Genomic DNA, 21910 nt, shown 5'->3' with positions numbered 1-21910 from the left:
TATTGAATAGCAGCTCCTGTTTGCAGGCTGCTATCGGCTGATTATCAGCTGTATTTCGGGGCTTATCGCTTTAGAGCAGGTTCAGGCTGTTGCGCAGAGCAGAACTGAACAGCAGCACCGCTTTCCTACGGTTGGGCACTCGGATACGCTCCTGTGTAACCCGGTCGGCTGGTGCAGACCGTATCTTTTTGAACAGGTTGATATAATAAATGTAAGCCAGGTAAACCCCAAACCGGGCACCCTGCGGCAACTGAATAATGCCTAAGTAAGCGTCGTCGAAATCTTTTTTGATGTCCGCTTCGATCGCTATTTTATCTTCATTTGAAAAGCGGTTGAAATCGACACCGGGGAAGTAAACCCGGCCCCTTTCATCAAAGTCGCTTTTCATATCCCTCAGGAAATTGATTTTCTGGAAAGCAGAGCCCAAGCTACAGGCCGGAGCTTTCAGGCGCTCGTACATTTCATTGTCCCCTTCACAGAAAACGCGCAGGCACATGAGCCCTACGACTTCGGCAGAGCCATAGATGTACTGCTTGTAGAGGCTATCGTGATAGCGGTCGAAGTGGAGGTCCATTTCCATGCTGTCCAGAAAAGCATCGATCAGCTCCCGCTCGATTTGATAGTGGTGTACCGTCTCTTGGAAAGCGTGCAGTACCGGGTTGAGGCTGATGCGTTCGGAAATGGCCCGGTAGGTATCCTCCCGGAACCGTTCCAACAGCTGCTGTTTGGGGTGGTCATGGAAAGTATCGACAATCTCATCCGCGAAACGCACAAAGCCATATACGGCGTAGATAGGGGCGCGGAAGCGCTTATCAAATACGCTGATCCCCATAGAAAAGGAAGTGCTGTAGCGTTTGGTGATGTGCCTGCTGCACTCCTGGCAGACCTCGTTATACAGTTCCATCATAGCATTATCAGTTGCAACAGCTGTTGTGGTGTCGCCCCGCGCTGCCCTGCCCAATTGCCAGCGGGCAGGATAGGCGGCTGCGTGCACCGCTGTTAAGGTTTCATCGCTTTAAATATTTCATTGGCGACCACCCCACCTGAGATTAGGGAAGGGGGCACGCCAGGCCCAGGCGTAGTGAGCTGCCCAGTATAGTAAAGGTTGCTCACCTTTTTGCTTTTTAGCTTGGGCTTCAAGAATGCCGTCTGCAGCAGCGTATTCGCCAGCCCGTAGGCATTGCCCTTGTAAGCGTGGTAGTCCTGCTCGAAATCCCGGTGGGCGAAACCACGTTTGTAGACGATATGGTTACGTATATTTTGGCCAGTCAGATTTTCTAAGCGGCTCATTACGACATTAAAATACTCCTCCCGCTTTGCCTCGGTATCTTCCAGCCCGGGGGCCAGCGGAATGAGGATGAAAAGGTTTTCCATGCCTTCAGGTGCCACGCTCGGGTCGGTTACAGAAGGGGCGCATACGTAAAAAAGAGGATCGGACGGCCACTTGGGGTTGTCGTAGATCTCTACAGCGTGCTTCTTGAAATCTGCGTCAAAATAAAGGTTGTGGTGGTGCAAGCCCTCAATTTTTTTGTCCACCCCTAAATAGAACAACAAAGAAGAAGGCGCCATCGTGCGTTTGTCCCAGTATTGCTCGGAGTACATACGGTGCTCGGGCTGCAGCAGGCGCTGCTCTACGTGGTGGTAGTCTGCCCCGCCAACTACGATATCAGCGGCATATTCCCCATGCTGTGTGATGACTTTGGTAGCATGCCCGTTGGGCACATAAATTTGCTGTACCTCCTCATTGAGCCGGATTTCTACGCCCAGCTCTTTGGCTAGGCTGACCATGCCTTCCACTATTTTGTGCATACCACCCATAGGGTACCAAGTGCCGAGGGCCATGTCGGCATAATTCATCATACTGTAGAGGGCAGGGGTGTTTTCCGGTGTTGCGCCGAGGAAGAGCACAGGGAATTCAAGCAGCTGTATGAGCTGCTCATGCTTGAACAGCTTGCGGATATGGCGAGAAATCGAAGTGAACATCTGCAGGCGGAAGAGGCTCATCAGGATGCGTACATCGGCAAACTCCATGATAGAGTGGGCAGGTTTCTGGACAAACTCGTTCATCCCCACCTCATATTTGTACTGTGCCTCTTTCAGGAATTGACGCAGCTTGGCGCTGCTGCCCGGCTCATAACGCTCGAACATGGCTTCCAGCTTCTGCATATCCGCAGGGACCTCCATGGTATCCCCTTCGCCAAAAACAACAGCATAGGAAGGGTCTAACCGCTTGAGCTCATAATAGTCCGAAGGCTTTTTGCCAAACTGCGCGAAGTACTGCTCGAAAACATCGGGCATCCAATACCAGCTTGGCCCCATATCGAACATAAACCCTTCGTGCTCGAACTTGCGGGCCCGGCCGCCAGGGATGCTGTTCTTTTCGAGTATAGTGACCTCATACCCTTTCTGGGCAAGGTGGCTGGCAGCAGAGAGACCGGCAAAGCCGGAGCCTATAACGATAACTTTCTTAGACAAGGCGCTTCCGTTTTGTTGAAACAAGGAAGAAACAGCGCCTTTTATCTTTTGTTTAAGAATTTTGACATTATGTTGACTGAGTTCAAGCCGGCTGCCTATCAACAAAAAAGGTGCTCCAGGACCTGCCCGAAGCACCTTTTATGCAGCAAAGCTCATTGCCTACTGCTTGGGCCAAGCGTTGTACCCGCCCTTGAGGTCGATGATCTCTTTAAATCCCGCTGCCTTTAGTTTTGCGGTGGCTTTGGCACTGCGGTTGCCCGAACGGCAGTAGAGCATCAGGGGCTTTTCTTTGTCAAAAGCAGCTGCTGTGCGCTCCACAAAATCAGCATCGAAAAAATTGATAAGTGTAGCCCCCTCAATATGGCCAGCGCCGTACTCCTCGGGAGTGCGCACATCGAGCAGCTGCACCTCCCCCAATGCAGCCATCTTGGCTTTGTAAGCCTCTGCCTCTAGTACAGCAGTGCCATCAGACTGGCCCGGGGCCGGCTGGCTTTGGCAGGAAGTAAGCGCGCTGACAGACAGCAAGAGGAAAAACAATAGCTTTTTCATGTGTTTACGGTTTTTGTACAAAGCTAAAGGCTCTGTAGGCTTTGTTCTGTAACACCCATCACGCGGCTCCTATTCCGGTACGTTGTTCGGGTTGAGCAAGTCGTAGAACTGATCCAGCTTAGGCAGGATGATGATGCGGGTGCGGCGGTTCATCGCGCGCCCTTCTGCAGTGGCATTATCGGCCAGGGTGTTGTACTCGCCACGCCCTGCTGCGATCAGGCGGTTGGGGTCGATATTATGATTGACCTGCAAGGCCCGTACCACCGAGGTTGCCCGCTTCACACTGAGGTCCCAGTTGTCTTTGATGCAAGCCGTGTTGATGGGCTGATTATCGGTGTAGCCTTCCACCATGACTTCCAGGCCCGGGCGCGATTTGATGATCTTGGCGATTTTGCCCAACACCTCATCTGCACGGGAAGTGATTTCTGCGCTGCCGCTCTTGTACAGCATCTTGTCAGAAAGATTGACAAAAACGACGGTCTTGTCCACTTTGACCTCCACGTCCTCATCTTCTATCCCATCGCTCAGCACCCCTTTGAGATTGACGGCCAAGGCGAGGTTGATAGAGTCGGCCCGGGTCTTGGCCGCCTGCAGCATTTGGATGTACTTATCCTTGTTCTGAAGTTGAGAAAGGGTCTCCTTGATGTTGTCGCTGGCAGACTGGGAAAGGGTGGTGAGGTCGTCTACCTGATTGAGCTGTGCATCGCGCTGCGTGCGCAGGTCAGCTATGAGGTCTTTCAGGTCGTTGACCTGTTCTTCACGGATTTGTAGGCTGCTCTCTGCAGATTGCACCCGGCTGCGCAGCTGCCGTTTTTCATCTTCGCAGGCAGAAAGGCGGTTCATATAGTCATTGAGGCTTTCCCCCATCCGCCCCAAGTCTTTATTGGCAGCATCGAGCTCGGTTTGCAGAGCTATGAATTCCTTTTTGCTCACGCAGGATGGCAGTAGGAAAATCGCAGCCATTAGGAGCAGGCTTAAACTTAAGCGGTGTGTCATAGTCGGTTTTTTTTCAAAAATAACGGAATATTATGAGAAAGTACAAGCCTTGGAAAGCTAAGCCCGGCGGTAAACTATCGGGCGGGCATGCTGTTTCCCCTTGGGAGGCAGAGCTCCCGCTCGAGCAAGGGCAAACCTTGACTTGCACTGCCTTCATGTTTTGAACAGGCCTCGCTCTGTGTAGGTTCTTGACAGGGGAGCCTGGCCTTTTTTTCTTCGTCCGTTGCCGAATGCGCCACAGGTGTGTTTCGGCTTTCAATCGTTTCAGCACTTTGGAAAACAACCTTGACCGCCTGCAGGACCTTTACCGGGAAGACCCCCGGATCGCTACGCTCAATCAATTCCTTGCCCAGGAAGGGCAGCCGAGCAGGGTGCTCCTCAGCGGGCTCATTGGCGCACAGACTGCTTTTGTGCTTACCGCCAGCTATCAAAACGAGCCCCGAAACCATCTTTTTATTGCCAACGACAAAGAAGAGGCGGCTTACCTGCAGAACAACCTTTCCAACCTGATGCACGGAAAAGCCATTGGCTTTTTCCCAGACTCCTTCAAGCGGCCCATGCACTTTGAGGAGCTCAACAATACCAACGTGCTGCAACGCACAGAGACCATCAACAAGCTGGTCAATGCCAGAGCAGGAGGCGAGATTGTCGTGACTTACCCCGAAGCCCTATTTGAGCAGGTCGTTTCCCCACAAGTGCTCAACGAAAGGCGGATTGCGATCGTCAAAGGGGAAGAGTTGGACGTCGACTTCCTGATTGAAGTACTCGTAGAGTACGGCTTTGCCCGGGAGGACTTCGTTTACGAGCCGGGGCAGTTTTCCATCCGGGGCGGCATCATCGATATTTTCTCTTTCGGCAATGAGTACCCTTACCGGATAGAGCTGTTCGATGAAGAAGTGGAAAGCATACGGACCTTCAACCCCACTACTCAGCTATCGGTCAGCAACATTGGCACAGTCACCATCATCCCCAATATCAATACCCGCTTTTCACAGGAGCAGAAGGTATCTATGTTGCGCATTTTGCAGCCGGGCTCGGTGGTGTGGGCCCGCGATCTCCAAGTGGTCATCGATAAACTTACCCAGTGCTTCGAAAAGGCAGAAGAGTTTGCCAAAGGCATTGCGCTGCTCGAAGAAGAGGAGCTGAAAGAGATCTTCCGCGACCGGGCCTTCATCAGGCCTAACGAGATCATTGAGGATATTGCGGCTTTCCCCATTATTGGCCTTTCTGAGCTGGCACAGCCAATATCCTTTGATGAGCGGGTCGTATTTGCCGCACGGCCACAGCCTAGCTTCAACAAAAACTTTAACCTCCTCATCAGCAACCTCAACGAAAATACAGAGGCGGGGCTGGAGAATTATCTCTTTGCTGAAAACCCCAAGCAGATCGAGCGTTTCTATGCTATCTTCGAAGACCTCGAGGCACACGTCCGCTTCCACCCTATCCCCAAATCTGTGGACCAAGGCTTTATCGACCTTGACCTAAAGGTAGCCTGCTATACCGATCATCAAGTTTTCCAGCGCTTCCACCGCTACAAGCTCAGGCGTGGTTTTACCCGCGATCAGGCGCTCAACCTCCGGATGCTGCGCGAGCTTCAGCCCGGCGACTACGTTACCCACATCGATCACGGCGTAGGCAAATATTCTGGCCTGCAGAAAATTGACATCAACGGGCATGTGCAGGAATCCGTCCGGCTGATTTACAAAAACAATGACATCCTTTACGTCAGCATCAATTCCCTGCACAAGATTTCCAAATTCGTAGGCAAAGATGGCACCGCCCCCAAAGTGGATAAGCTGGGCTCCGACGCCTGGAAGAACCTCAAGCGCCGCACCAAAAAGAAAGTCAAGGACATTGCCGGCGAACTGATCAAGCTGTACGCAAAACGCAAGGCCGCCCCGGGCGTAGCTTTCCCGGCCGATGGCTACCTACAGAACGAGCTGGAAGCCTCTTTCATCTATGAAGATACCCCCGATCAGCTCAAAGCTACCAATGAGATGAAAGAGGATATGATGAAGAGCTACCCTATGGACCGCCTCATTTGTGGGGATGTAGGATTTGGGAAAACAGAAGTGGCCATACGGGGGGCATTCAAAGCTGTAGTAGGGGGCAAACAAGTTGCAGTGCTCGTCCCTACTACTATCCTTGCTCTGCAGCACTACCGGACATTCAAGGAGCGGCTCGCCGATTTTGGCGTCAGCGTAGATTACATCAACCGCTTCCGCAGTACCAAGGAGAAAAATGAAATTTTCCAGCGCCTCAAGTCCGGAGAGCTTGATATGGTCATTGGCACACATGCCATCCTCAACAAAAAGATAGGCTTTAAGGACCTCGGGCTGCTCATCATCGACGAGGAGCAAAAGTTTGGGGTGGCCGCCAAGGAAAAGCTCCGCAACATCAAAGTCAATGTGGATACCCTGACCCTCACGGCCACGCCCATACCCCGCACCTTGCAGTTTTCTCTTATGGCCGCCCGCGACCTGTCTATCATCCGTACGCCGCCGCCCAACCGGCAGCCTATACATACCGAAGTGCGCATTTTCAACGAGGAGGTGGTGAAGGAAGCCATTTACTACGAAGTGAACCGGGGCGGGCAGGTCTTCTTCGTCCACAACCGGGTCAAAACGCTGCCTGATGTCACAGCTATGATCCGGCGGATGTGCCCGGACGTGGAAATCGGCAGCGCTCACGGGCAGATGGACCCCAAAGAGCTCGAAAAAACGCTCATCCACTTCATTGATGGCCGCTTTGATGTACTGGTCTGCACCAATATCATCGAAACGGGCCTCGATATCCCCAATGCCAATACTATGATGATCAATAACGCTAATCAGTTTGGTATGAGCGATCTGCATCAGCTCCGGGGGCGAGTGGGGCGGTCCAATCAAAAAGCCTTTTGCTACCTCTTTAGCCCACCTATGTCTACCCTGACCTCAGAAGCCCGCAAGCGGCTTAAGACGCTGGAGGAGTTCTCCGACCTCGGCAGCGGGTTCGATATTGCTATGCGCGACCTCGATATCCGGGGAGCGGGCAACCTCTTGGGCGGGGAACAAAGCGGCTTTATCTCTGACATTGGCTACGAGACTTACCAGAAAATCTTGGAAGAAGCCATACAGGAGCTCAAAGAGAATGAATTCAAGGACTTGTTCAAAGAAGAGCTCGACCAAAAGCGGGAATACGTGCGTGAAGTGCAGATTGACACCGACGCCGAGATGCTCATCCCCGATGAATACGTCAGCAGTATTCAGGAGCGCCTGAACTTGTACACCGAGCTGGACAGCATAGCTGACGAAGCGGCGTTACAGGCTTTTGAGCAGAGCCTGCGCGACCGGTTTGGGCGCATCCCCGCCCCGGTGTTCGAGCTTTTCAATGGGCTCCGCCTGCGCTGGGTGTGCAAACGCCTGGGCTTCGAGCGGGTCATCCTCAAGAACGGCAAGCTGCGCTGCTATTTTGTAGAAAACCCACAGTCGATGTTTTATGAAAGCGAGCAGTTTCAGCGTACCCTGAAGTTCGTACAGCAGGAAGGCGCTAGGCGCGGGCTCAGCTTTAAGAAATCGACCCGCCACTTTATGCTGATCAAAGATGGGGTGCGGGGCCTGCAGGAAGCCCTGCGCGTCTTGGGCAAAATAGACGAAAAAGTAGCACAGCAGACAGCACCTGCCGGGGCACAGTAGCGCCTGGCCCGGTGTTGTGGCAAAGCTACAGGGCTAGTGGACTGAGCCGTAAATTTTTGACCATTAAAGGCCACATACCAAAGAAGGCTTAAGCGTGGGAATACTACCAAAGCCCAGGCATCTGGCCAAATGGAGGTCAGGCTGTAGGGGCACTTTCCCGCTGCTTCGGCTTTTGGGGCGCTCGGTGCCCAAGCGTTTCCCGCTGCGCTACAGAGTACAGCTCAAAAAACCACGCGGCTGCGCCCAAGAATACGATATGGCCGAAAATCCCAAGGTAGCCAGCAATGGTCAGCAGGAGCCAAATGGCGGCGACAGCACCGCCCATGAAGGTGAAAATCGCTTGGTAAAGTGTGGTGTGGGTACGCATGGCAATTGTTTTTTGATGACAACCATAAGGTACCCTACCTTCAGCCTTAAAACCATGACATCGCGCAACAGCGCCGCTGATGCTTGTCACTGCTGCTACCTGCCCATGTGGACGAGCAGTACGGAAATATCTGCCGGAGAGACCCCGCTTATCCGGCTGGCCTGCCCCACCGTTGCTGGCCGGGCAGCAGTGAGCTTTTCCCGGGCTTCCTTAGACAGGGCGGTCAGCTCGTGGTAGTCAAATTGGTCAGACAGACGGACATTCTCCAAGCGGTTCATTTTATCAGCCCGCTCCCTTTCCCGCTCGATATAGCCCTCGTACTTCATGTCGATTTCAGCCAGCTCGATAAATTCCTGTTCGTAGTTGCCCAAGAATTGATTGAGCTCTGGCAATACCTGCCGGAGGCTTTGGAGGTCTACATGCGGCCGTATAAGGACACTGTGCAGTTTCACCTTTTGCGTTAGCTCTTGAGAGCCAATGCCCGTAAGGTAACGGTTCACCTGCCCGGGCTCTACACTGGCTTTCCGTACAAACCGGCCAATCTCCTCTGCCGCCTCCTGCTTGGCAGCTACGCGCTGCATACGCTCCTGCAGCCCCTGCATCCCTAGCTGATTGGCGAGGGGGGTCAGGCGCAAGTCCGCATTATCCTGCCGCAGCAAGATGCGGTACTCAGCCCGGGAAGTGAACATGCGGTAAGGCTCCTTGGTGCCTTTATTGACGAGGTCATCAATCAGGACACCGATATACGCATCGCTGCGGCGAAGCACAAAAGGCGCTTCCTCCCGTATGGCGAGGTGGGCATTGATGCCCGCCATGAGCCCTTGGCAGCCCGCTTCCTCGTACCCGGTAGTGCCGTTGATCTGCCCGGCAAAAAACAAATTGCTGACAAGCTTGGTCTCCAAGGTCAGCTTCAATTGCGTGGGCGGGAAAAAGTCGTACTCAATGGCATATCCTGGCCGGAACATCTTTGCATTTTCAAAGCCCTCTATCTTGCGCAAGGCCTTGAACTGCACGTCCTCGGGCAGGGAAGAGGAGAAACCGTTGACGTAAATCTCGCAGGTGTTCCAACCCTCCGGCTCAACAAACAGCTGATGCCGGTCGCGGTCGGCAAAGCGCTCGATCTTATCTTCTATGGAAGGGCAGTAACGCGGCCCCAGCCCTTGTATGCGGCCATTGAACATAGGCGAGCGGTCGAAGCCCTCTCTCAGGGTATCGTGCACTTCCTGAGAAGTGTAAGCGATATGGCAGGGGAGCTGCCTGGCCAGGCGCGGGGTATCCGTATAGGAAAACTTGCCCGGCTCCTCGTCCCCCGGCTGTGTCTCGAGGGCATCCCAATTGATGCTGCGCCCATCGATACGGGGCGGGGTGCCAGTCTTCATGCGGCCAGCTTCGAAGCCCAGCTCTTTGAGCTGCTCAGTAATCCCTTTCGCCGCCCGTTCTCCGGCCCGGCCGCCCCCAAATTGTTTCTCACCGATGTGGATGATACCGTTTAGAAAGGTGCCATTGGTCAGTATGACAGCCCGGCTCTGTATTTCCAGCCCGAGGCTAGTGTACACGCCGCAAGCCCTCCCGCCTTTGACGATAACGCCAGTCACCATCTCCTGCCAGAAGTCGATATTGGGGTGGGCTTCGAGCATTTCCCGCCACTTGGCAGCAAACAGCATGCGGTCGCTCTGCGCGCGCGGGCTCCACATAGCCGGCCCTTTGGAGCGGTTGAGCATACGGAACTGTACAGCAGTATGGTCTGTGATGATGCCCGAGTAGCCGCCCAAAGCATCGATCTCTCGCACAATCTGCCCTTTGGCGACACCCCCCATAGCGGGGTTGCAGGACATCTGCGCTATGGTGTTCATGTTCATGGTAGCGAGCAATACTTTGGAGCCCATATTGGCCGCAGCTACTGCTGCTTCACAACCGGAATGGCCGGCACCGACTACTATGACATCGTATGTTGGGAACATGCTGTTATCTGTTGTGTTTTGGACCTGCAAAAGTACAGTATTTGACTGGTAATCAACAGTAGGGCCGTGCTTTTCGTTCGGCCTTGTCCTCAAAATGCCCAGCCGCAAACCAGATGGCCTTTTCTTTGTGCCTGCCCCTGCCGCAAGGATGAGGGGCCTACCCCTGCTTGAGGGCAGGGGTCGCTATGCTACGGGGCTCGCTGCCCGCTCGGCCCTATCGGGCTGCCACCCCTTCGCAGCGCTAGTCCGGTGCCACCTTGAAGCCAAAGCCTGCTATATTTTAGTTTGCGCCTAGCCCCGACCCTCTGATTTGTCCTTCGGCAGACTACCCACGGGGTTGAAAGATAGCCCTGAGCTCCTTAAATTAAGGCTGTATTTGTTACCCTTTGCCGTAAGGCTAAACCCCAATGACCATGATGAGAATACTCCCTATCGCTTGTTGGCCTGCTATAGCCGTGTTTTGCCTTCTCCCTTCTGCCACTGCCTTCTGCCAATCCCCCAGCAATGGAGGCTTCAATAATGTTGAGAGCCGCCCGTGCCCTTACCATGCAGAGACGGAAGTACGCTGGCCTGTTGACTGGGCTATTTACCAGACGACAAATGGGCTGTGGGACGGCCCCATCGACAGCAGCCGGTGCATTTCGGTGGAAGGGGGCGGGTTCAACCCTGTCATCCCCTTATCGCAGGTAGATCCTGGCTTGCCCCTTTTTATCCGCAGCACCAATATTAACAGCAGCGCCCTTCAGCCCAACTTTACCTACCTGGCCACTTCCAGCGTGCAGCCTGCTACAGGCGCTATACTACAAACGGGCAACGATTGTGCAGGGGAGCTCTGCAGTGGCATCAAAACCATTGTCAATATACCGGCGGAGGAACCTGGGGAGCGGGCAGCGCGGGCCTACTCTGGCAGTCTGGACAGCGATCCGGTGTTTGCTTATATAGAGGCCTGTATCACCACGGAGCGCTTCGAATCACAGTTTCTGGAAGAATTCATCATCAAGTTCACCTTTGAGCCTGGGGCAGATCTTGCCGGTGAAGACATCAGCCTGTTTTACAGTGGAGTAGAGCCGCCTTGGGGCGGAGTGGACACTTTTTCCACCATTGTCTTCCCCGAGTGGACGAATACGGGCACCGTTCACGAAGGGCATATCATCGATGTCATCCCCCCGCAGAGCTTTGGGGCGGTTTACCTCGGGCTGTACGCCGATACCACCTACCCCGGGCCACAAGCCATCAGCTATATAGAGGCCTTCCCTGAAGAGGAGGCCCCTTTGCCTCAGGTGCTCAACCTAGTCACAGATGACTTTGCCTCCCTTTATTTTCAGCCCTTTACGCAGCTCCGCGGCGGGCTGGCCGCTGGCAGCGACTCTCTACGGCATGAGGTGAACATCATCAGCAACGGGGCCAGCTACTGCATTGGGAGCATTATAGATTTGGTATTTGACGGTACGGTCAACTTTGTGTACCAAGGCGGGCAGCTGAATTTTAATGGCCCTACCTCCTGCCTGATGTTCCTCAACGGTTCTGAGCTGAGGGTTGGCGATGGGCAGTCCCTGCATTACGGTTCAGATGGGGAGGGGATATTGGGCCTTGGCCTGGGCAGTTGGCTGGTGTTGGGCAAAGGCAGCCGCATGGAGGTCAACAACCGGGTAGTGCTATGGAACCACGAACTGAGCCCCGGCAATCAGGCCTACGTTGCGCTCGGGCCTGGGCAGGAGCTTGTCTTTGGCCCTCGGAGCAGCCTGGAGCGCATAGGGTTTACTGAAGAAGGCATAATGCTAAACGTTTACATGAACGGAGGGCATTTGGACGACACCCACCTGAGCCCCGCCGAGCAGGCCCTTATCAAGCGGATTTACCCGCCTCAGGGGGAGCCGTCGCCCTTACAGCCTGTCATTTCCCCCAACCCTTCGGGCCAGGTGCTGTCTTGGTCGGTCCATTTGCCTTTTCCGCAGGAGGTCCGCTGGGAAGTCTGCAACTTGCTAGGGCAGCCCTTATTGGCTGGGGAAGAGCAGGGCCTGCCCGGCCGGCATACAGTGGCGACGCCTTTGGGGCTGCCTGCCGGCAGTTATGTACTGACGATAGCTTCTGGCGGGGCAATAGAGAGCCTGCCTTTCATTTGTCAGCCTTAGTTGGTTAAAGAAGCCTTGGCCCAAAAAGTCCGGTTATTCATTTTCGGACGATTGGGGCCCGCCCGGCCTATACCTTTGTCCTATCAGTGCGCCATATTGGGCACTATCATCAAAACAGATAGGATGAACGGTTTTATCGCCTCGTTGCTGCTGCTTACTTTTTTATGCCCTCCATGCCAAGGCTATGGGCAAGACATGGGCAGGGCGGAACAGAAAGCCCGCAAGCTATTTGAGCGTGAGCTGGGCCGCAAGCCAGTGCACAACGCTTTCCTGACCGTAGCCTCGCCCAGCAATGGCCTCCACTGGCAGTTTTTTGGCGGAGAAGGGCTGGACGGGCAGCCGGTACAGGGCAACACTCCTTTCTTGATAGCTAGCATCGGCAAAACTTTCACCGCCACCCTGGTCATGCAGTTGGCTGCTGAAGGGCAGCTCCGCCCGTCAGACCCCATAGGAGGTTTCTTGCCCGATTCCCTGCTACGAGGGCTGCATGTCTGGAAGGGGAGAGACTACAGCAAGGAGATCACGATCGGGCAGCTGCTGCAGCATACATCCGGGCTGGCAGATTGGTTTGAGGATCAGCCAAAGCAGGGGCCTAGCTTTCTGGAGCAGATGCTTGCCAGCCCGGGCAAGTTTTGGGAGCCAAGTGAGGTGCTGGCTTATGCCCGTCAGCAGCTTAGCGCACACTTCGCGCCCGGACAGGGGTTCCATTATTCAGATACAGGCTACTTCCTCTTGGGCCTTTTGCTAGAGGCGCATTATGGGCAGCCCTTGCACGAGGTCTTGCAGCGGCAGCTCTTAGAGCCGTTGGGGCTTGAGCAGGTCAGTATGCATTTAAGGTCGGCACCGTTAAGGGCTTTTGCAGCAGCTCCTGCCCCACTGTACCTGGAAGAGCTGGAAGTTAGTACTTACCGTAGCCTGAGCGCAGATTGGGCAGGCGGTGGCTTGTTGGCTACTGCCGACGACCTGGCCCGTTTTATGCAAGCGCTGGCTTACGGTGAGGTGTTGCCCAAAAGCACCTGGCAGAGCATGCAAGCCTGGGTGCCAGAAACCAAGGGGATGAGCTATGGCTTTGGCTTACGCCGCTTCCAACTGCGCGGGTTATCCCCTCTGTTGCCAGACTTGACGCTGATCGGGCATTCTGGCTCCACTGGGTCTTTTCTGTACTATTGCCCTGAGCTGGATGTCTTTATGGCAGGCAGCTTCAATCAGGTCAGTTATGCGCGCAGGCATGTGGTTTTCCTCTCCAAGCTTTGTATGACCCTGAAAAAGGTGCTGTAAGGGACGCCGGCGCACCACTGGCCCGCCGGGCACCGCCCGGGATATTTTATCACATCAACCCAATCCATTATGCGAATGTTATTTGCGCTGGCCCTTTGGTGGGCAGCTTTGGGCTTGCACGCCCAGCAACAAGAACTGCGCTTACAAGCCGGCTACCTTAGCGGCACTTGGTCTGATGGAGCATATGCCCCATTTGATTACCACTTGGGCGGAGCCCTGGCCCGTGGAGCCTACCAATACGAATCAGAGAAAGGCCTGCGGGTGCTCCTGCGGGCACAAACGGAGCTAGGGCAGTTATCCCGAAAAGGGCAGCCCCACCTTGGCAGCAGCTTTGCGGCTTTACAGGCGGGGATAGCCCTGCAGTCTGTGCTCTGGCAGAGCGGGGGAGCGAGCTTTAGTGCAGGCCCCTCTTTTCAAATCAGGGGCCAACAAGTGGCCTGGGAGGAAGATGAGGGCTACAGTAGTGCCTGGACCTATCAGAACACATTTCAGGCTGGCCTGCTGGCTTTTGCCGGTTGGCAAGCGGGCCATTGGTCGGCAGGGGCAGAGGCCTCCTGGCCATTTGCAGGCCGCGTGGGCCGGCCGGGCTATCGCCCAGGAGGCAGCCCGGACAATGGCAAAGGCCTGCTGTTTAATTTTGATGAAGCCCAATGGCTGGGCCCCAATGGTTTCCGGGCACCGGAAGCGGCTTTTCAACTTTCCTACACCTTTTCCAATGGCTTGTCGCCGGGCATCGCCTACCGCTGGGCTTATACCCGTACCAGCAATGGCATATCTGCGAGCAAGCAACAGCTGGGCAGCGTTTTGCTCGGTGTTACCCTAAAACTGTAATTACTATGCGACCGATTACCTTGACTTTGGCCCTGCTGCTGCTGTTGGCCGCCATTTTTTCATCCTGTGAGCCCCGGTCCGCCGATACCGGGCCCGGCTATAGCCCAGAGGCGGTCTTTGAGGGGCTTTGGGAAGACTTTGACCTGCACTATAGCGGGTTTGCCGCTCAGCCTGCCAACTGGGACAGCCTGTATGCCGTTTACCGGCCTCAGGTTGGGCCGGCCACAACTGAGCTGGAGCTTTGGCTGGTTTTGACGGGCCTGCTCAATGCCCTCAACGATGAGCATGTAAAGTTGTACGATGACGAGCATCAGCGGTCCTTTGTATCTGGCTTTGAGGGGGCAGAAGCTACAGCGGCAGCTTTCAGCCTCGAGCTGGTGGCACAGGCTTATCTACAGCCGGGCTCGGTAGGGGCGGTCAATGATTTTATGCTCTACGGCAAAAGTGCTGACGGGAAGGTCGGCTACCTTTACATTGCAGCCTTATTGGACGAAGACCACAGCTGTGTGGCGAGGGCCTTACAAGCGATGGGCCCCGTAGAGGCCCTGGTCGTAGACCTTCGCGGCTGTGTGGGCGGCTACGACCGATTGGGCGGCGCTTATGCTGCTTATTTTTCCGATGGCGTACACCATTTGTATGATGCGCATTTCCGGTCAGGGGAGGCACACCAGGATTTTGCAGAAAAGGAAGCTTACCATACTTATGCGCCGGTAGAGGGTGCCTTCAACAGGCCCGTAGTGCTGCTGACCGACCGCCTGACGATAAGCGAAGGGGAGATTTTTGCGCTGAACATGAAAGCTTTTGACCATGTAACCCATATGGGCGGTACAACAGCGGGGGCACTCTCGCTAGTCGGCCCCGCCCGCTTTTTGCCCAACGGCTGGCGGTATGAGTACAGTGTGCAGCTGATCACAGCACCGGATGGCTCCACCTTGGAAGGCATAGGCATAGCCCCGGAATTCCCGTTGAGCAACCTCCCGGAAGAAGTGGCCGCAGGCCAAGACCGTACGATGGAAGCTGCGCGGCAGTTCCTGAAAGACGCCTATGGGATATGAAAAAAGGCTTGGGGGGCATTGAGCCTTGCGCTGCTCACTGTTTTTTTGCCCAGGCCTCTTCCCTGTCCAACAGTTTTTCGAATTTGGGAGGTGGCAGGATTTTTATGGCAATAGGCTTCTGTGTCGTGGGGTGCTGAAAAGAAAGGTAGCAGGCACAGAGCATCAGCCCTTTGTTCAAGACCGTTTTCTGTGGCCCGGCATATTGTTTGTCCCCTACGATGAGGTGGCCAAGCTGTTGCATGTGCAGGCGGAGCTGATGGGTACGACCGGTGACCGGGCTTAGCTCGAGCAGGGAAAGGTGGCCAAAATCCCGGGAAGGGACAGTCCGGCGGTACTCCCATTTTGTTTCTGCAGGTTTGCCCTGCAAAGGCGCGCGTGTTGTGCCTTGCGGTGCCGGGCGGCCATGTACGACTGCAATGTACTGTTTGTGGACTTTGTTGTGCTCAAAAGCCTGGCTCATGGCCATCAAGGCCTGTTTGGTTTTAGCCAAAAGCACAAGCCCTTGGGTGGGCAGGTCGATACGGTGCACTGCTACTGGCCGGGGCAGGGCGTCAGGCTCCCCTGAGGGCTCAACGCTGCCCGCCAGCGCATTCTCCAAGGTGCGTATCCGGTCACCGTTAACGGCAATCCCGGCAGGCTTATTGACCACGATCAGGTGGCTGTCTTCCCATACAACGGGTATTTCCTGTTCGAACTTACGGGCCTTGGGCAGGCCGGTGCCGGTCAGTGTCAACTGATCGCCAGTTTGTAAAGGATCGTTCAGGCGGGCGGGGCGGCCATTGAGCAACAAGCGTTTACTGTGGACAGCTTTTTTAACGGCAGTGCGGCTCCCGAGAAGGGGGATGGCCTGTTGGCAGTAATCCGTTAGTGTGGTGCCGGGGGCTATCTTTCGGACCCGGTGCTGCAGGGTTGGTTTGGGCATAATCGATTTGATGCGTAGCGTTCAGTAGAGCATGTTGGGGGCTTTGGGAGCGGAGGCAGCCAAAGCCCCCAACTGGGCAAAGCCGTTGTTAGCAGCAGGATATGCTTGTGTGCCTTGCCCTGCACAGGGGCGGGCCAAAGGGGCAGTTCAGCATATATAGCTGGGCGCGCCTGGCTGAAAAGCCAGGTTGCCCGCTGTGGGGCAGCCTGCTAGAGATAGCCCCTTTCGTCCCGCCCCTCCATGAAGTTGATGAAAGCCCGGTTGACGACTTTATTGCCGCCCGGGGTAGGGTACTCGCCAGAGAAGTACCAGTCGCCGTTGTTTTCGGGGCAAGCTTCGCGCAGGCCTTCGATGGTTTGGTAGATGACTTTTACCTTGGGCTGAATGCCCTTAGGGGTTACGATCTCCGCAATTTTATCGGATACAGCTTCGTAGGGGAACTCGTCGTACAAGGATCTCACCTCGTTGGTGATTTCTTCCTTGGGCAGGTGCTCTTGAGCTTTGCAGCGCTCGTAAGCCTCTTGCAGCAGGTGTTCTTTCCCGTTTTCTTTGAGCAGCTCTACGAGGGCTCGGAAAGCGACGAACTCCTTCATTTTGGACATATCGATGCCGTAGCAGTCTGGATATCGGATTTGGGGAGCGGAAGAAACGATGACGATTTTCTTGGGCCGCAGGCGGGAAGCGATTTGGATGATGCTGTCTTTGAGGGTAGTGCCCCTTACGATGGAGTCGTCGAGCAGCACTAAGGTATCCTTGTCATTTTCCACGATGCCGTAGGTCACGTCGTATACATGAGCGACCATAGCTTCCCGGGAACGGGTATCGGCGATAAAGGTGCGCTGTTTGGCATCCTTAACGATCAGTTTTTCCATGCGCGGCTTGAGGGACAGGATTTTTTCCAGTTTGCCCGGTTTGAGCTCTGCGCCTTTCTTGAGGATTTTATCGCGCTTGATTTCATCAAGGCGGTCGGTCAGCCCTTCCATCAGGCCGTAGAAGGCCGTTTCGGCAGTGTTGGGCACAAAAGAGAACACACTGTGGCGAAAGTCGTAGTCTACTTCTTCCAGGACGGCATCAGTGAGCTGCCGGCCAAGCTGCTTGCGCTCCAGGTAGATATTGCGGTCGTTGCCCCGGGAGAAGTAGATGCGCTCGAAAGAGCAGGCACGGCGTTCGAGCTGATCGATGTAAGGCACTTCGCTGATGCGGCCATCTTTTTTGACAATCAGCGCATGCCCGCGCTGCAGCTCTTTGACCTCGCTGACGTGCTTGTTGAAAACCGTCTGAATGGCCGGGCGCTCAGAGGCGACCACTACCACTTCATCATCTTGGTAGTAGAAAGCAGGCCGTATACCGGCAGGGTCGCGCAGGACAAAGGCATCGCCGTGCCCGATGAGGCCAGCCATGACAAAGCCGCCGTCGAATTTTTTGGAGGCACGCCTCAACAGGCGCTGAATATCGAGATTTTCGTAGATCAGCTCATTGATTTCCCGGTTGGAGTAGCCATCAGGCTTGTACCAAGTGTGGAGGCGCTGCACCTCGTCGTCGAGGAAATGGCCAATTTTTTCCAGCACGGTGACGGTATCTGATTTTTCTTTGGGGTACTGCCCGAGGTCTACCAGTTCTTGGAAGAGCTCATCCACGTTGGTGAGGTTGAAATTGCCGGCGAGGATGAGGTTGCGGGTCACCCAGTTGTTTTGGCGCAGGAAAGGGTGGCAGGTCTCTACGCTATTATCGCCGTGGGTGCCATAGCGCAGGTGGCCGAGGAGGAGCTCCCCCATGTAAGGCTTATTGTCTTTGAGCCAGGTGGCATCGCTGAGCTGATCTTGGCTTAGGCCCTGAAAGTGGAGGTGGATTTGCTTGAACAGGTCGTCCAGATAATTGGAGGCGACGCTCCGCTTGCGGCTGATGTACTTTTTGCCCGGCTCCACATCGAGTTTGATGGTGGCCATGCCGGCGCCGTCCTGCCCCCGGTTGCGCTGTTTTTGCATCAGCAGCTGGAGCTGATTGATGCCGTAGAACGCAGTGCCGTACTTTTTCTGATAGTAGTCCAACGGTTTGAGGAGGCGGATCATTGCGATGCCGCATTCGTGTTTGATCTGTTCGCTCATGGCTGCTGCCTTGGAGGTTTGGTTCAAAAAGGTGGAGCGGCCTGGCCCTTTGGCTAAGCCCCTGCTAGGAAAATACGCCGCAAAGGTAGCCCTTTTTACGGGTAGAAAAAACCTCTGCCGGGCTAGGTTTAAGCGCACATTTGCTGCTGGCTGGGGTGGGGCAAAATATTGCTGCCCTGTTGGCTACCTGATGAGGCCGGCCTAGCGCTGCGGAGGGGTGGTAAGCCCGTTAGGGCCGAGCGTACAGCGAGCCCCGGAGCATAGCGGCACCTGCCCTCAGGCAGGGGCAGGCCCCTATCCTTGCGGAGGGGGCAAGCCCAAAAATGGCAACTGTGCCCTGAGCCCTTGCTGGTACAGCCCAAAAGCCAAGGATAGGTCGGGCAGGCGGGAGGGCTGTCTGCCGGGAGCCCCGGTTCGTCCAACTGCTGGCACAGCCCATCGAATACAGATAACTACTGTGCCTTTTGCTTGTTAGATAATTAATATGGATATTTCGATAGCAAAACCACACATGAAAGAGAAGAACGTAGCAGGCATATTAGCCCTTTTTCTGGGCGGACTGGGCATACACCGTTTCTATTTGGGCCAGACCGGGCTGGGCATTTTCTACCTGCTCTTTTTCTGGTTCCCGGTCATGTGGATTGTAGGCCTGATCGACGCCATCGTGTTCTTTTCTATGGATGGCGAGGCCTTTGACCGCAAGTACAACCGGGAGGCTTTATTCCGGCAGGGGCGGGAGGCCCAACGGCAGTACAAAGAAGAGTACCGCGACTACCGGGAGAGCCGCAAACGCAAAGGGAAAGCGTATTACCGCCCGGCCAATCCTGCACCAAATGCGCGCCCGTCAGCCCCCCGGCGCCCGGTGCGCAAACCGGAAAACGTGCATAAGAATACTGGTGTCGCCAAATTTAAGGAGTATGACTACGCGGGGGCCATACAGGATTTCAAGAAAGCGCTGAAGGTAGAGCCCAATGATATTGCGACCCACTTCAATTTGGCTTGTGCATATTCTGTCACTGAACAGACGGAGCTGTCGCTGCGCCACCTCGACCTGGCGGTCAGTTTGGGTTTTGACGACTTCGACCGCATACGCGAGCACGATAAGCTGGCTTTTTTGCGCATTCAGGACGAATACGAGGCTTTTGAAAAAAATGGCTTCCGCTTGGAAGACAGCCCTGCCCGTACGCCTTCCCCTCAGGCAACAGCAGAGCCCGTGGAAGACCACTCGCACATTCTTGAACAGCTTAAGCAGCTGGCGGAGCTCAAAGAGAAGGGGCTGCTGACCGAGGACGAGTTTGCGCTGCAGAAAAAACGGCTGCTGGGGTAATTATCGCCAATTGGGTTACATTTCCCGCTTAATCCTCAACAGGCTGCCGGTGCGTACGTTATATTTACAGTACATGATGCATTAGAATCTCTATCCCCATGACGGCCGAACAACTCATTTCAGACTCTATCATACCGCTGCGCACTTCCGATACTGGAGAGGAAGCCCTCGGCCTGATGAATGATTTCTACATCCGCCACCTTCCTATTGTCAACGATAAACAGTTGTTGGGCTTGATATCTGAAGACGATATCCTAGAGCACGATGTGGAAGAGGCGGTCGGCTCTTACCGGCTGTCCTTGGTGCGGCCCTATGTGCATTCGAACGACCACATCTACGAAATCCTCCGTTTGATTGCAGAGTATCAGCTGACGCTCATACCTGTGGTGGACCATGATGAGAACTACATCGGGCTCGTCACAATGGAGGATACGCTCCAATACTTCGCCCGTACAGCTTCTTTTTCCGAGCCCGGCAGCATCCTCGTTTTGGAAATCAACCGGCGGGATTATCAGCTTTCTGAGATTGCCCGCATCGTAGAGTCGGAGAGCGCGGCCATACTGAGCTCATTCGTAACCTCCAATCTGGACTCTACCCGCATTGATGTCACCTTGAAGATCAACCGTCAGAATGTACAGGCAATCATTGCCACGTTCAACCGGTTCGATTATGAGGTGAAGGCGACTTTCAACGAGACTGAGTACCTTGACTCGCTTCGCGACCGTTATGACTCGCTGATGGCTTATTTGAATGTGTGAGGTCACAACCTCCGTATCACCCCTACCAACAAGACCCTAGTACGATTAGACCGAATTGTTTGATTGTATTTCCACGATTAAGCCTTTTCGGGTGCGTGACCTTTAATTGTCAAAAATTTACGGCTCAATCCACTAGGTGCTGCAGCGACAAGCTACGAGGTATAACTGGAGAAATACCAAATTGAGAATTGCTGGGTTTTTATTCCTGCTTTCAAATACCAAGTAAGGCTACACTGCCCATCATTGTTTGCTATTTGTCCCGATTTGGGCGCAAACCAGATTGTCGTTTTTTTTGAGCTTGCCCAGCCTGCTTCGCGGGATGAGGCTTGCCCCCTCCGCAAGGATAGGGGCCTGCCCCTGCCAGCGGGCAGGTGCCGCTATGCTGCGGGGCTCGCTGTCCGCTCGGCCCTAACGGGCTTACCACCCCTCCGCAGCGCTAGGCCAATGCTAGGCTAGAGCCCCAAAAGCATAAATGCCTGCAATATTTTGATTCACGCCCCCCGATTTAGCGTATAATTGAGCCCAATTATGTATTGCGTGTAGGTGTAACTGAAAGGCTGAATATTATTGAGTATATAATGTGCGGTAAACCCCAGATCCAAGGAAAGCCCGCGCCAGATTGGCAGGTCATAGGCCAGCCCCCACCCAAGGTAACTTAGCCCGGCTACCCGGTAGGGGTCCAGGTCACCACAGGTACAATAATCACCTACATAGTAAGAGGCTTCCGCAATCAGCCGGCTGACATCACGGGGCAGGAAGTCATACTGTATAAAAGCACCGAACAGGTTGTACCGGGCTTTGTCGTTCAGCCCTTGTTCCACACTCGACCCCCAAGTAAAAATATGCTTATGAGACAGCCCAAAGTATAGGGAAGGCGTCAGGCTCACAGCAATGTTTTTCTCCCATGTTGTCTCATTATGTGTGTTACTGACCTCAGGGTTGTCTTCCCATATATGCGTTACAGACGAGCCTATGACCAGGCGTTTCCCAAATGCACCCTCACCCTGAGCACAGCATAACAGCGGGATAGTCAGCGCTATCGCTATGAAATAAAGCGGTTTCATAGGCTTTTTAGTTTTCCAATTTCTAATGACAAGCCCAAAAAAGGCTGGGCGAAAGCAGAGGCTAATGATCGATTGGACGGTCTATAGTTGTAATAGCCTGTTTGCACTTTCACCCTATGCCCTACGCTGTAATAAAAGGCTCCACCAAATAAATAGTAAACGGTAAATCTACCGGATTCTTGCATCCGCTCATCCCAGCTAAATCCTCCTCCGGCCAAGCTAAGCTTACCCCAAAAGCAGCCTGACGCCTTCATTGAGACAGAGCAGGCCATGAAGCAGCAATTGGGGTAAGCCTCAAGTGCATTGATTAAATCAAGACATCATACTAAATCCTGATGCCCACCAAAAAATTATAGGATACATCACTGCCTGTACCTCTGACATGCCTGATTCTAGTGCCTACGGACAAAGTTTTA

General features: G+C 54.4%; 17 protein-coding genes. 8 read left to right on the top strand and 9 right to left on the bottom strand.

The features are described from left to right. Nucleotides 1–70: 70 nt before the first annotated feature. The 4 genes from FRY97_RS11740 to FRY97_RS11725 all read right to left on the bottom strand — a co-directional run bounded on the left by FRY97_RS11740 (nucleotide 71) and on the right by FRY97_RS11725 (nucleotide 4020). Complete coding sequence (locus tag FRY97_RS11740; protein WP_147167729.1) at nucleotides 71–907, bottom strand: phytoene/squalene synthase family protein; 837 nt, start codon at nucleotides 905–907, stop codon at nucleotides 71–73. A gap of 92 nt (nucleotides 908–999) precedes the next feature. Beyond that, nucleotides 1000–2475 carry a phytoene desaturase family protein gene (locus FRY97_RS11735; protein ID WP_147167728.1) on the bottom strand — a complete coding sequence of 492 codons (1476 nt, stop codon included), beginning with the start codon at nucleotides 2473–2475 and terminating at the stop codon, nucleotides 1000–1002. A gap of 159 nt (nucleotides 2476–2634) precedes the next feature. Beyond that, nucleotides 2635–3024 carry a rhodanese-like domain-containing protein gene (locus tag FRY97_RS11730; protein WP_170254612.1) on the bottom strand — a complete coding sequence of 130 codons (390 nt, stop codon included), beginning with the start codon at nucleotides 3022–3024 and terminating at the stop codon, nucleotides 2635–2637. Between the two features lie 69 nt (nucleotides 3025–3093). Beyond that, nucleotides 3094–4020: an OmpA family protein gene (locus FRY97_RS11725; protein ID WP_147167727.1), complete on the bottom strand. Its 927-nt coding sequence runs from the start codon at nucleotides 4018–4020 to the stop codon at nucleotides 3094–3096. Between the two features lie 32 nt (nucleotides 4021–4052). Between FRY97_RS11725 and FRY97_RS23215 the strand changes: the two genes are divergently transcribed. Both FRY97_RS23215 and mfd read left to right on the top strand, forming a co-directional pair. Then, nucleotides 4053–4184, top strand: coding sequence for a hypothetical protein (locus tag FRY97_RS23215; protein ID WP_262712239.1), 132 nt, complete (start codon nucleotides 4053–4055; stop codon nucleotides 4182–4184). Nucleotides 4185–4250: 66 nt separating this feature from the next. After that, the gene (mfd, locus tag FRY97_RS11720) at nucleotides 4251–7694 is read left to right on the top strand and encodes a transcription-repair coupling factor (RefSeq protein WP_147167726.1); all 3444 of its coding nucleotides are present in this window, start codon (nucleotides 4251–4253) and stop codon (nucleotides 7692–7694) included. Nucleotides 7695–7830: 136 nt separating this feature from the next. Here mfd and FRY97_RS11715 read toward each other — a convergent pair whose 3' ends face one another. Together FRY97_RS11715 and mnmG are read right to left on the bottom strand one after the other, a co-directional pair. Continuing rightward, nucleotides 7831–8061, bottom strand: coding sequence for a hypothetical protein (locus tag FRY97_RS11715; protein WP_147167725.1), 231 nt, complete (start codon nucleotides 8059–8061; stop codon nucleotides 7831–7833). A 95-nt stretch (nucleotides 8062–8156) separates the two neighbouring features. After that, on the bottom strand, nucleotides 8157–10022 hold the full coding sequence (gene mnmG, locus FRY97_RS11710) for a tRNA uridine-5-carboxymethylaminomethyl(34) synthesis enzyme MnmG (RefSeq protein ID WP_147167724.1): 1866 nt from the start codon (nucleotides 10020–10022) through the stop codon (nucleotides 8157–8159). A 413-nt stretch (nucleotides 10023–10435) separates the two neighbouring features. Between mnmG and FRY97_RS11705 the strand changes: the two genes are divergently transcribed. The 4 genes from FRY97_RS11705 (at nucleotide 10436) to FRY97_RS11695 (ending at nucleotide 15318) form a co-directional block, all read left to right on the top strand. Beyond that, nucleotides 10436–12154 carry a T9SS type A sorting domain-containing protein gene (locus tag FRY97_RS11705; protein ID WP_147167723.1) on the top strand — a complete coding sequence of 573 codons (1719 nt, stop codon included), beginning with the start codon at nucleotides 10436–10438 and terminating at the stop codon, nucleotides 12152–12154. Between the two features lie 123 nt (nucleotides 12155–12277). Then, the gene (locus FRY97_RS11700; RefSeq protein ID WP_147167722.1) at nucleotides 12278–13432 is read left to right on the top strand and encodes a serine hydrolase domain-containing protein; all 1155 of its coding nucleotides are present in this window, start codon (nucleotides 12278–12280) and stop codon (nucleotides 13430–13432) included. 69 nt (nucleotides 13433–13501) lie between these two features. Beyond that, the gene (locus tag FRY97_RS22370; protein WP_170254611.1) at nucleotides 13502–14263 is read left to right on the top strand and encodes a hypothetical protein; all 762 of its coding nucleotides are present in this window, start codon (nucleotides 13502–13504) and stop codon (nucleotides 14261–14263) included. Nucleotides 14264–14268: 5 nt separating this feature from the next. Continuing rightward, entirely contained in the window at nucleotides 14269–15318 is a 1050-nt protein-coding gene (locus tag FRY97_RS11695; protein ID WP_170254610.1) for a S41 family peptidase, read from the top strand. Nucleotides 15319–15352: 34 nt separating this feature from the next. Here the strand turns inward: FRY97_RS11695 and FRY97_RS11690 are convergent, their stop codons facing one another. Next, complete coding sequence (locus tag FRY97_RS11690; protein WP_147167720.1) at nucleotides 15353–16240, bottom strand: RluA family pseudouridine synthase; 888 nt, start codon at nucleotides 16238–16240, stop codon at nucleotides 15353–15355. Nucleotides 16241–16449: 209 nt separating this feature from the next. After that, a complete protein-coding gene (locus FRY97_RS11685) occupies nucleotides 16450–18345 on the bottom strand; it encodes an amidophosphoribosyltransferase (RefSeq protein WP_147167719.1) in 1896 nt (631 codons plus the stop codon). Nucleotides 18346–18856: 511 nt separating this feature from the next. On the opposite strand from FRY97_RS11685, the gene FRY97_RS22970 reads away from it, so the two are divergent. Both FRY97_RS22970 and FRY97_RS11675 read left to right on the top strand, forming a co-directional pair. Next, entirely contained in the window at nucleotides 18857–19672 is an 816-nt protein-coding gene (locus FRY97_RS22970; protein ID WP_147167718.1) for an NINE protein, read from the top strand. A 98-nt stretch (nucleotides 19673–19770) separates the two neighbouring features. Next, entirely contained in the window at nucleotides 19771–20430 is a 660-nt protein-coding gene (locus FRY97_RS11675) for a CBS domain-containing protein (RefSeq protein WP_147167717.1), read from the top strand. Nucleotides 20431–20921: 491 nt separating this feature from the next. Here the strand turns inward: FRY97_RS11675 and FRY97_RS11670 are convergent, their stop codons facing one another. After that, the gene (locus FRY97_RS11670) at nucleotides 20922–21494 is read right to left on the bottom strand and encodes a hypothetical protein (RefSeq protein ID WP_147167716.1); all 573 of its coding nucleotides are present in this window, start codon (nucleotides 21492–21494) and stop codon (nucleotides 20922–20924) included. Nucleotides 21495–21910: the final 416 nt, after the last annotated feature.

The organism is Phaeodactylibacter luteus (assembly GCF_007993045.1).
In the GTDB taxonomy this organism is placed as follows: Bacteria; Bacteroidota; Bacteroidia; order Chitinophagales; family Saprospiraceae; genus Phaeodactylibacter; species Phaeodactylibacter luteus.
The sequence above is the reverse complement of the archived record's forward strand: the minus strand, read 5'-3'. Positions and strand labels throughout refer to the sequence as shown.